8 protein-coding genes are annotated in these 10,879 nt (G+C 64.6%); 7 read left to right on the top strand and 1 reads right to left on the bottom strand.

The window, feature by feature from the left end:
• The first annotated feature begins 144 nt into the window (after positions 1 to 144).
• The gene (locus BST13_RS39105; RefSeq protein WP_083167797.1) at positions 145 to 1,020 is read left to right on the top strand and encodes a lysozyme family protein; all 876 of its coding nucleotides are present in this window, start codon (positions 145 to 147) and stop codon (positions 1,018 to 1,020) included.
• Positions 1,021 to 1,141: 121 nt separating this feature from the next.
• Here BST13_RS39105 and BST13_RS27605 read toward each other — a convergent pair whose 3' ends face one another.
• Positions 1,142 to 1,324 (bottom strand): antitoxin VbhA family protein, encoded by a 183-nt coding sequence (locus BST13_RS27605; protein ID WP_083167814.1) that lies wholly within the window; start codon positions 1,322 to 1,324, stop codon positions 1,142 to 1,144.
• Positions 1,325 to 1,505: 181 nt separating this feature from the next.
• Here BST13_RS27605 and BST13_RS27600 point away from each other — a divergent pair, with 181 nt between their 5' ends.
• The 6 genes from BST13_RS27600 (at position 1,506) to eccCa (ending at position 10,833) form a co-directional block, all read left to right on the top strand.
• The gene (locus BST13_RS27600; protein ID WP_142282853.1) at positions 1,506 to 1,745 is read left to right on the top strand and encodes a hypothetical protein; all 240 of its coding nucleotides are present in this window, start codon (positions 1,506 to 1,508) and stop codon (positions 1,743 to 1,745) included.
• A gap of 472 nt (positions 1,746 to 2,217) precedes the next feature.
• On the top strand, positions 2,218 to 3,180 hold the full coding sequence (locus BST13_RS27595) for a hypothetical protein (protein ID WP_142282852.1): 963 nt from the start codon (positions 2,218 to 2,220) through the stop codon (positions 3,178 to 3,180).
• Between the two features lie 30 nt (positions 3,181 to 3,210).
• Positions 3,211 to 3,678 carry a hypothetical protein gene (locus BST13_RS27590; protein ID WP_083167791.1) on the top strand — a complete coding sequence of 156 codons (468 nt, stop codon included), beginning with the start codon at positions 3,211 to 3,213 and terminating at the stop codon, positions 3,676 to 3,678.
• 401 nt (positions 3,679 to 4,079) lie between these two features.
• Positions 4,080 to 4,925: a C40 family peptidase gene (locus BST13_RS27585; protein WP_245839825.1), complete on the top strand. Its 846-nt coding sequence runs from the start codon at positions 4,080 to 4,082 to the stop codon at positions 4,923 to 4,925.
• A gap of 140 nt (positions 4,926 to 5,065) precedes the next feature.
• The gene (gene eccB / locus BST13_RS27580) at positions 5,066 to 6,607 is read left to right on the top strand and encodes a type VII secretion protein EccB (RefSeq protein WP_142282851.1); all 1,542 of its coding nucleotides are present in this window, start codon (positions 5,066 to 5,068) and stop codon (positions 6,605 to 6,607) included.
• A complete protein-coding gene (eccCa, locus tag BST13_RS27575; protein ID WP_083167788.1) occupies positions 6,604 to 10,833 on the top strand; it encodes a type VII secretion protein EccCa in 4,230 nt (1,409 codons plus the stop codon). Before eccB ends, eccCa begins: the two co-directional genes overlap by 4 nt.
• The last annotated feature ends 46 nt before the right edge of the window (positions 10,834 to 10,879 follow it).

Raw genomic sequence — 10,879 nt, 5'->3', positions numbered from 1 at the left:
GGGGGGGTGTTGTTGGGGTTTTTGGGGGGGGTGGGGGGGGGGGTTTTTGTGGGGGGTCCGGTGGTGCCGGGGGCGCCGTCGGGTGGTCGGTTGCAGACCGGTGCGGATGGTGCGGCGGGTAGTTATCGGCAGGGCTGGAGTGCTGTGTCGGGGTTGGATGCTGACACCAATGCCACGGCGGCCGATGGTCGCAGTGCCGGCGAGCAGGGTCGTGGTGGTGCGTCGGGGGTGCGGGATTCGGCGCGTAGCCAGGCGGCGGCGATCGCGCCGGCGACCGGTACGCCGGCGGGGTCGCGGTTGATGGTGTCGACGATGGATGAGCGGTTGGCTGCGATGCAGCAGCAGATTGATACGACCAAGGCGCAGAACAGGTTGTTGGCCGCGCGGTTGCGTCAGGTGGCGCAGGCCTATCGGGCCAGTGCGGCGATGGGTGGTGGCGGCCGTGGCATGGGTGGGATGGGGATGCCCAGCTTCGGTGGGGGCGGTGGCGGTATGCCCACCGGCGGTGGTGGTGGCGGGGGTATCCCCGGACTCAACGCGTTGAGCTCCCTGTCCTCACTCGGCCGTGGTGGCCCTGGTGGTGTTCGATCCGCCTCTGCCAGCCGGTCATTGGCGAATTCCGAACCGGTGCCGTCGGGCCCTGGAGCGGAGGCATTCCGCGCCGCGATCCACCGCGCCCTCGATATCAAAGGCATTACCGATCCTGTGGCGCGGCGGTATTGGGAGATCGGGATGATGGTCGTCGCTAAGCGCGAGTCGGACTTCAACAACGTGGCGGTGAACAACTGGGATTCGAACGCCAAGGCTGGGGATCCCACGGTCGGGACGTTGCAGTTCAAGGGAACGACATTCGACGCCTACCACGAGCCGGGCACCTCACACGATCGTCGGGACAACGTCGCGCAGGCAGCTGCGTTTGTGAACTATGCGATGGGGCGCTATGGCGTGAAATTTGATGGGTCTGACCTGGCTGCCCGGATCCAACAGGCCGACCCGACCAGGCCAGCAAAAGGGTACTGAAACAACGAGTTCCAGCAGTTGGTGTGGTGTGGCCCGGTATCAGAGATCGTATGCGGGCTCGTCGTCGAGAATCTTGGCGAACATCGCGATCATCCCAGGGGTGCGGCAACTGCCGGCCTGACTACTGGACGTTGTAGCGGCGGCGCACGCGTTCGGCGAGTTCGGCCGCGGTGATCGAGCCGCGCGCGTAGGCGACCTGGTCGGCGCGGGTGGCGTCGGTGCTGCGTGAGCCTTCCAGCTCGGCGCTACGGCGGACGGCGCGGACAGTCTTGATCCGTCGCTGTGCCTTCTGAGCTTCGGTCACCTGGTCACCACACCAATCCGTGCACTCCAGGATAGTCGACGAAACCGAGATCGCGCCGACGCCGCGGCTGGGGCGGTGGCATTGGCGGCCCTCGATGAAGTTGTGCTCGTTGCGCTCGTCGCGGTGTGGCCGCACACTCAGAATCGTGGCGGAACACGTCACTTCACGAGAGGACTTACCTGTGGCCAGCCCTGACCGAACCTTGACCGAAAGCACGATCCGCCAACTGATCTCAGACATGGAGGTGAGCCTGCAGAGCCTCGAACGGGGTGTCGACGAGACGCGTCAGCACCTATGGGGCGGCGAAGCCGCCGACCAGTTCACCGCCTCCGTGGTCGATGAGCTCATTGAGGCGCGCGCGCTCCTTGATGAAATACGAGCCACTGTCGCCGCTCCACCCTGGGGCTGCGCGGCGGGATAGAACACGGTCGGGGCGCCCGGGCGGCGGCGCCCCGACGCGGGGACTGCCGTCCGCTTGAAGTCGGGCCCGGCCACGCCGCAGCGGCTCAGCCAGCTGGTGACTCCCGGCTCAGCAGTCATCGGTGACCGTCTGTTCTCGGGGTCGGTAGCAAACGAAATTCTGGCTGGTGAAATGGTGTGAAGGCCTTCGTCGTGTGGGCAGTATTCTGTTCGGGTGCTGAGAGTCGGGGGGATGCTCAATGACGTGGCCGCCGCCCGGTAATCCCGGGTCTCCGCCGTTCGGCGGCGGTGACCCGTTTGGTGGTCCGGGTTCGTTTGGTCCGGCGCCGCAGCAGGGATATGGCGACGGGGAGCCGTTTCAACAGCAGCCTGTGCCGCAACCAGGGTGGCAACCACAGCCTGGGCCGCCGGTTCCGGGGCGAAAGCGTGGGAATGGGTGGAAATGGAGTCTTGGCGCGGTTGCGCTCATCGTGGTGATCGCGGTGACGGTGGCCATCACGCTCTCAGTGTCCGGCCGGGGCGGTAAGGACGACGGCAAGGCGGTGGGCCCGGGTGGATCGCAGTCACCGGCTGTGGGGTCAAACGTGGCTAGCGCCAACGACACTGGTCCAGCGACAATCATCACCGATGAGCCCACATGCGCAGGGTGGGCCGCTATTGAGAAGGCTGTCAACGACGCGGAGGCAAAGACCGACTGGTCCAACCACGATTACAAGACACCTGTCTCAGATTGGACCCCGGAACTGCGGGCGAAGTACGACACCATGAGCAAGGCGTTGACTGCGACAGCTGATCAAGCTGTAGCCCTTGCCAAGAAGACGCCGCACCGTGTAGTTCGCGAACTCTACGAGCAATTCATCGCCTACGCACGGGCTTTCGTCAGTTCACTGGGCACCTATGCCGAGATTGACCAGCAACTGGCCAACGCCTCGGTGCACGCGAGAGTCGGATTTGACTACGTGTGTGACGCGATCACCTGGAAGTCGGCGGTGACTCACGCGCCGTTTGTGTCGGACCCTGCGCCACCGACCACGTTGGCGAAGCCGGGCGACCCGGGCAATCAGCAGCGGGCACTGGAGTCGTCGTCCGGTGTGGACTGTGCGAAGTGGAATTCGGTATTCGACAAGTTCGGTGAGGATACGAAAGGTTGGAGTGCTCTCGACCCGAAACTGTCGGTCGACGAGTGGAGGCCAGACCAGCGAGCCGCGGTCGATGCGGTGATCCCGGTGATGCAGAAGTACGCCGACGACATCGAAACCCTTGGCCGGGCTAGCGGAAACGCGACGATCGAGGACTTCTCTGTGCTCGGGGCGCAATACTGGCGTGCCTACGCTGATGCGCTGCCGACCTATGCGAAGACTGACGCATTTCTCTCCCTGACTGCGGCTCGGATGCCGAGTTTCGTTGTTGTCGCGTGCAAAGCAGTCGGTGGGTAGAGCGGGTAGCGGGCGGCATATCCTGAAATCGTGAGCGCTGACGGTTACGTATCGCAGATCGAGCGTGTGCTGTCTTCGGCGGTATCGATCTTTCCGGACCCGTCGAACAGCGTTGAGTGGGTTGGGTTCGCGAGGCCGACGATTGAGGCCGGTCCAGGCGGCGGCGGACGGTTGGCCGAGGCGTTGGATCAGTCGCATGCGGAGTACGCACGGATGACGGCTGAGGCCGAGGTGGTGCATGCGGCGATCCGCGATGCCGCGCAGTCGGCAGCGGATTCCGCTCGGCAAGCCGCTCAGGACATGTCGGGGATTCGGGATGCCGCCCATTCGCAGGGGTCGGCGATCATGCCGAGCGAGGATCTGGCGAATGCTGAACCGCACGATCTGAAGCTGCTGGTGGAGACGATGGATTCGAAGTTGGAAGCAGCGCAGAACGTCATCGCCTCCACGCGTGACCAGTTCGAGCAGGCCGCTGCGCGGCTCAGAGCTCGCCTGTAGCGCCCGCCGCCTTCGGCAAATCGGGCTGCGCGATCCACTCGACCGGCCGACCTGGCGTGTTCCGCGGCGGCCTCGGGTCGTTGGAAGCATCTGCTCGACTGTGTAGCAAACGCTACGCCCTTGTCGGTGCTTGGCCCGTGGCCCAGTGATCCCAGGTTGGTTTTGGTGTGGTTGGGGGTTGGTGTGGTGGTTAGTTTTGGTGGGTGAGTGGCGGGTCGGTTGGTGCGTATGTGGCGCAGGTCGATCGTGTGTTGTCTGCTGGGGTGGGGTTGTTTCCTCTGGGTGGGGGTTCGGGGTCGGTTGATGCCGGGGCACCGGCGGTGCCGGGGGCGCCGGCCGGTGGCCGGCTGCAGACCGGGGTCGATGGTGCCGGGGATTCGTATCGGCAAGGCTTGCGCGGTGTGAGCGCCCTAGACGCGGCGACGAACACCGCGGCCACCGATGGTCGCAGTGCCGGCGAGCAGGGTCGTGGTGGTGCGTCGGGGGTGCGCGACACCGCCCGCACGCAAGCCAGCGCGATCGCGCCGGCGGCGAGCTCGCCGGCCGGGGCGCGGTTGATGGTCTCGACGATGGATGAGCGGCTCGCGGCGATGCAGCAGCAGATCGACACCACCAAAGCGCAAAACAAGTTGCTGGCCGCCCGGTTGCGTCAGGTCGCCCAGGCCTACCGAGCCACCACCATGAGTGGCGGAGGCCGCGGGATGATGCCCGGGATGAGCATGCCGAGTTTCGGCGGCGGCGGAGGCGGCATGCCGGGCATGGGTGGTGGGATGCCAACGGGCCTCAACGCGTTGAGCGCCCTGACGCGTTTGGGGGGCAATGGCCAGCGAGGTATGTCTGGGGTGGAGCAGCAGGTTAATGGTCTGTTTGGGCAGAGCGGTGCGCCCGATGGTGCTGCGGCCCGCGCGATCGAATTCGCGAAAGCTCAGCTAGGGAAGCCTTATGCGCTTGGGGCTAATGGACCGAACGCGTGGGATTGTTCGTCGTTGGTTCAGAAGGCCTATGCGCATGCTGGTGTGTCGTTGGAGCGGACCACCTATGAGCAGATCCGTGAGGGACAGCATGTTTCGCGCGGCGATATCCGGCCGGGTGATCTGATCTTGCAGAACTTTTCGGCGCCGGGTGTTCCTGAGCATGTGGCGTTGGCGGTGTCGCCGACGATGCAGATCGAGGCGCCCAAACCTGGTGGGCATGTTCAGTATTCGCCGATCCCCAATGGGCCGATCGTGGTAAAGCGGGTCGCCTGACCTCCAGGTCGTCAGCCTTAATCACGGGGTGCAGTGATCGGGCGAGAATCGATGGGTTTTGGTGTGGTTGGGGGTGCTGGTCACCGCTAGTTTGGGGATACGCGAATGCGTTCGCCCGGGCGAACGGGGAGGTAGACGGGGTGGCTGAGCAGCAAGGACCGGATCAGAACGCGGCTTCAGGCGGGTCGCGGTGGCGGGGTCGCGGGCTGGGCTATGCCACTCGCGTGCAGGTGACCGCGCACCAGTTCAATGCGCGGCGTGCCGTTACCGCGCTGACGCGTTGGTATGTCGGCATGGAGTCCGATCAGCACCGCAGGCAGTCGATGGCTCATCTGGCCGGCGCGACCATTGTGGTGGTGATTTGCCTGGGCGCTTTGTTCTGGTCGTTTCTGCGGCCGGCGGGGTCGGCGGGCCAGTCGAAGATCATTGCCGATCAGACCACCAACGCCCTGTATGTGCGGGTCGGTGACACCTTGCGGCCGGTTCTGAACCTGGCGTCGGCGCGGCTGATCGCGGGATCTGCGGACAACCCTGTGCGGGTGCGCAATAGTGAGATCGAGTCGCGGCCGCGGGGAACACCAGTGGGCATCCCCGGCGCTCCGGACCAGTTGGCGGTGACGTCGCCGTCCAAGTCGTCGTGGTTGGTGTGCGATGCGGTCACGAAGGCGTTCGGCGCCGGGGCCCCCGAACCGGTGACGGTGACCGTGATTGACGGGCAGCCTGACCTGTCCGATCGCCGGCGGGTGCTCGATCCGCAGGATGCGGTTCTGCTGCGCTACGACGATGGTGTGTGGTTGATCCGCGACGGCCGCCGCTCCAAGGTGGACCCGGCTCAGCGCCCGGTTCTGCTGGCGTTGGGGGTGAGCGCCGACAACATCTCCTCGGCGCGGCCGATGAGTAAGGCGTTGTTCGATGCGATACCGGTGGGCTCAGCGTTGTCGGTGCCGATGATTCCCAAACTTGGTGAGCCCGCGGGCTTTCCGAAGGCTCCGGGCCCGGTGGGCACGGTGGTGTCGACGCCTCAGGTCGGGGGTGATGTCACGTATTCGGTGGTGTTGGTCAATGGGATGCAGACGGTGTCGCCGGTGGTGGCGCAGATCTTGCAGAACGCCAACGGATCCGGTGCGGCGATGCCGGTCCTGGCCGGCCCTGCGCTTGCCGACCTGCCGGTTACCGACAGCTTGGACGTCTCGGCCTACCCGGATCAACGGTTGCGGCTGGTGGACACCGAGGCCAATCCGGCCACGTGCTGGTGGTGGCAGAAGACGATCGGGGAAGGTCGTGCGCAGACGTCGGTGGTGTCGGGCCCGACGGTGCCGATCGCGGCCGACAAGGTCGACAGGATCGTCGCCCGGGCCAAGCCTGACCCGTCGGGCTCTTTGGCTGACAAGGTGTTCTTCGGGCCGGATGCGGCGAACTACGTGGCATCCACGGGCAACGATCCGGCCTCGGCTACCACGGAAACGCAGTGGTTCATCTCGGAGTGGGGCGCTCGGTTCGGGGTGCCGCGTGACCAGGACACGGAGCGCGCGTTGGGTTTTGGCACCGCGACCATCCCGGCACCGTGGGTGGTTCTCAAGCTGCTGACGCTGGGCCCGGTGTTGTCGAAAGTGGATGCGGCGGTGACTCATGACATTTTGCCGACAGACCAGCAGCCAGGGGAATTGAGGCAGCCGAAGTGAAGAAGAGTTTTGGTCGCGAAACGGTTCTTGAGGCCCCGCGCAAAATTAAGCCCAGGCAGATCAATCTGCTGGCTCCGCTGAAAGTTCCTGTTCCAGAGGGTAAACCGTGGTGGCTGGTGGTGGTGGCCATCGGTGTCATCGGGTTGGTCGGCGGCATCGTGGTGGTCTCGTTCGCCAGCGGTGCGAGAACCTTCAACGGGGTCGGTGCGTTGTTTCCGGTCCTGATGATCGGCGGCATCATCGCGATGCTGTTCGGTAGCCGGTTCGGCGGCGGCAACAACCAGATGTCGCGGGGCAAGATGGACGCGCTGCGTGCTCAGTTCATGGTGAAGCTTGATCAGCTGCGCCGCGATTCGGACCGGGCCGCAGATGATCTGGATGAGAACTTCCGGTGGTATCACCCGCCGACGCCGACGCTGGAAGCCGCGCTCGGTGGCCGCAGGATGTGGGAACGCAGCCCGGCCGGCCGGGATACCTGGTTCGGCGTGGTCCGGGTGGGTGTGGGAATGACGTCGTTGAAGCAGGCGCAAGCGGTGTCCTTCAACGAGCCGGCCGACATGCCGACCGATATCGAGATGGAGCCCGCGACGGGTGTTGCGTTGCAGGAGTTCGTTCGTGCACAGCAGGTCACCTATGGAACGCCGGCGCTGATTTCGCTGCTCGTCGAGCCGGGCTGGCGGCTGGATGGCGATCGTGAACGGGTGCTGGCGTTGATGCGGGCCATGGTGTGCCAGATGGTGTTTTCTCATGGGCCTGATCATCTGCAGTTGATCGCGATCACCGACGACATCGAGGAGTGGGATTGGCTCAAGTGGCTGCCCCATGTCGCCGACAGCCGCGTCCAGGACGCCGCCGGCGGTTTGCGGATGGTCTACCCGTCGGTGCGGGACTTCTACGATGCGCAATACAGTGCAGTTCTGCAGGGCCGGGAGCGGTTCAATCCGCGCCACGGCGCGGCCAAGGATCAGATCCGGCCGTTGCCGCACACGGTGATCATCAGCGACGTGTCCGATGGGGCCGCGTGGAGCTCGTTGATCAATCCTGATGGCGTCGAGGGGGTAACGGTCTTCGACTTGCGCGGCCAGGTGCCCACGAGTGCCAATCCGCATCGACTACTGCGGGTGAGTCCGGTCGGGGACATCGACGCGGTCCCGCGGGATCTCAACACCTTCGCCCCCGAGCTCGACAACGAGCCGACGTTCTTCGCCCGCGCTGATCAGATGGACCGTGAGGACGCGGAGAACTTCGCGCTGGGCATGGCGCGGCTGCGGCTGTCAGAGGCGTACGAAATGATTGATGTCGCTGAGGATCTGGGCAACGGTCCGGCGCGCGACGTGTGCGGGTACTGGGGGGTGAGTGACCCGGCGAACATCGACTTCAACGCGTCGTGGGGTCCGCGCAGGGACATCGTGTCCGAGGACCGGATGAAAGCTCCGTACGGGACGCGAGCAGATACCGGGGAGCTGCTCGTACTCGACATCAAGGAGACTGGTGCGGGCCCGCACGGGATCATGGTGGGCACGACGGGGTCCGGCAAGACTGAGGGACTGAAAACGTTCCTGCTCAGTCTGATTCTGGGTCACCCGCCGGAGAATCTGCAGCTGGTTCTCGCTGATTTCAAGGGCGGGGCGGGTGTGAAACCGTTCACCGGGGCGCCTCACGTGTCGTGCGTCATGACCGACCTGGAAGGTGACCAGACGCAGCTGGGCCGGTTTGTCGATGCGATGTTCGGGGAGATCGCCCGACGCAAGGCGATGTGTGATTCGGTCAATGCGATTGATGCTGAGGACTACAACCGTCGGCGCATCGAATACGCCCGCAATCCCAACGGTCCTCAGCTGGATGCGATGCCGCGGTTGTTCGTTGTGGTCGACGAGTTCACCGAGGGCTTCAAGATGGACCTGAACTTGCCGATCATCTTCGACCAGATCGTGCGCCAGGGCCGCTCGTTGTGGGTGCATCTTCTGCTGGCCAGCCAGGAGGTGGACTCCCGTGCTGACAAGCTGACGACCAATATTGGTTATCGGTTGGCGTTGCGAACCAACTCACCGGCGAGTGCGGCGGCCTCCGGGGTGCCGGCGTCGGCGAACCTGCCGAACAAGAAGGGACTGGGGTATCTGCGGGTTGGCCTGGGGGAGGATCTGACCAAGATTCAGTTCGAGTACATGTGGCGCGACTACCGCAAGCCTGGCGCGGTCAAGGATGACGACGGCGATGCCGAGCTGTCGACGGGCTCGTTGGAATACTTTGAGCCGCAGCTGTTCACGGTGTCGCCGATCATCGTCGATGAGCCCAGTGAGCCCGTGGATGACGTGCCCGCGCCGTCCGCCGAGGCCGACAGCCAGCCGTCGACGGACAACGATGATGGGGCCATTCGTAAGCCCAAGGTCGGTGAAGTCATCATCGACCAGCTGCGCGCGATACCGTTTGAACCGCATCGGTTGTTCGGTCCGCCATTGGACAAACCGAACACGATCGACGAGGTCGTGGAGATGTATCTGGGCCGGCCGTGGGATGAGCGCTATGCTGCCCAGCCCGACCTGGTGTTTCCGATCGGTGTCATCGACCGGCCGTTCAAGCAGGATCAGCAACCGCTATTGGCTGATGGCACAGGCAATTTGATGGTGCTGGGTGGTCAGGGATCGGGCAAGACCACCGCGCTGGTGGACCTTATCTGCGCCGCGGCGATGACCCATACGCCCGAGCAGGTGCAGTTCTACGTGCTGGCGTTCTCGGGCACCTCCCTGGTGAGCGTGCGCGATTTCCCGCATGTGGGCCGGGTGGCGACCATGCTGGAAGAAGACGCCATTCGACGAACGGTCGCAGAACTGCTGGAACTGCTGACACTGCGTCGCCGTGGATTCCTCGAGTGGGGTGTGACCTCCATGGAGGAGTTCCGTAACCGCAAAGCGGCTCTGCGCCGGCAGGCGGGGGACCAGGCCGTCGACGATCCGGTGGCCCAGGACCGGTTCGGTGACGTCTATTTGGTCGTCGACAACTTCGCGGCGCTCTCAGACCCCGCGTCGACGTTCCGCGGCAAGGAGATTCTCGTCGACGAGATCAACAAGTTGATCCGCGAAGGCGGCAGTTTCGGTATCCACGTAGTGGTTGCGGTGAGCAAGCCCCAGGAGTTGTCGCCCCAGATGCGTGACCTCTTCAACGAGGGCCGTATCGAGTTGAAGGCCGACGAGACGGCCGTGAGGCTGGTGAAATCCTCGGAAGCCAAGAAGGTACCCAGTAACCGCCCGGGCCGCGGCATGGTCAAGCAGAACTATCTGCGAGAAGGGTGGGATGAGGTCGGCCTGCACACCATGATGGCGCGCCCGGCGCTACGCGGCACCGGGGATCGGGTGTTCGAAGCGCAGAGCGTGGTGGCAAGGGTGTCGCAGCTGGCCGAGGGGTACCGGCCTGCCCCGCGGGTGCGCCAGCTTCCCACTCGCGTCGAGCTCGCCCAGTTGCGCCAGTCCGCTGCCGCCCATCAGCACCGTGGCGCGGTGTGGGCAGTCAACGAGTTCTCCCTGCCGGTGGGGCTGGACGACGGTCGTTCGCCGTTCCTGGTGATCACCGGCAGCCGGCAGTGTGGTCGCACTACGACATGTGCGGCGATCATGAGCGAGATCGGCCGGATCTATGCGCCCGGCTCGTCGACAGCGGTGCGGGCTGCTGACGACACCCGGCCCTCGGCGCAGGTCTGGCTGATCAGTCCGGGCCGTGAGCTGCTGCGGGTGCTCGACGACAGCTACGTGGAGGCGTTCTCCTACCGCACCGACACCACCGGGCAGCTGGCCGAGCGTCTGAGCAAGGTTCTCGCCGACCGGCTTCCCCAGGCCGACCTCGGGATTGACGCCACGTTCGAGAAGTCCTGGACGGGCCCGGAGATCTTCCTGGTGATCGATGATGCCGAGCGGCTGCCGTCCGGCTACAACCACGTGTTCACTCCGTTGACGGAAGCAGCAAACGCCGCCGACGATGTCGGACTCCACATCATTTACTCGCGTCAATTCGGTGGCTGGATGAGCGTGGCAGGACGCGATCCGCTGCTAGCAACAATGATGCAGGCAAACACAGATTTGCTGGTGATGGATTCAGATCCCGACGAAGGGTTTGTCCGCGGAAGGTGGAAAGGCCACCCGATGCCGCAAGGACGCGGATTCTTGATGGGTACCGGTGGATCGGGATCATACGTGCAGGTCGGATGGGTTCCGGTGGGTATTGAGAATGCTTGATTTTGGCTGCGGCGCAACTTCTAGACCGCCGTTATGCTGAGTTCCA

It is taken from the genome of Mycobacterium aquaticum, assembly GCF_002086485.1.
Taxonomy (GTDB): domain Bacteria; phylum Actinomycetota; class Actinomycetes; order Mycobacteriales; family Mycobacteriaceae; genus Mycobacterium; species Mycobacterium aquaticum.
This window is presented reverse-complemented; position numbering and strand designations above follow the sequence as displayed.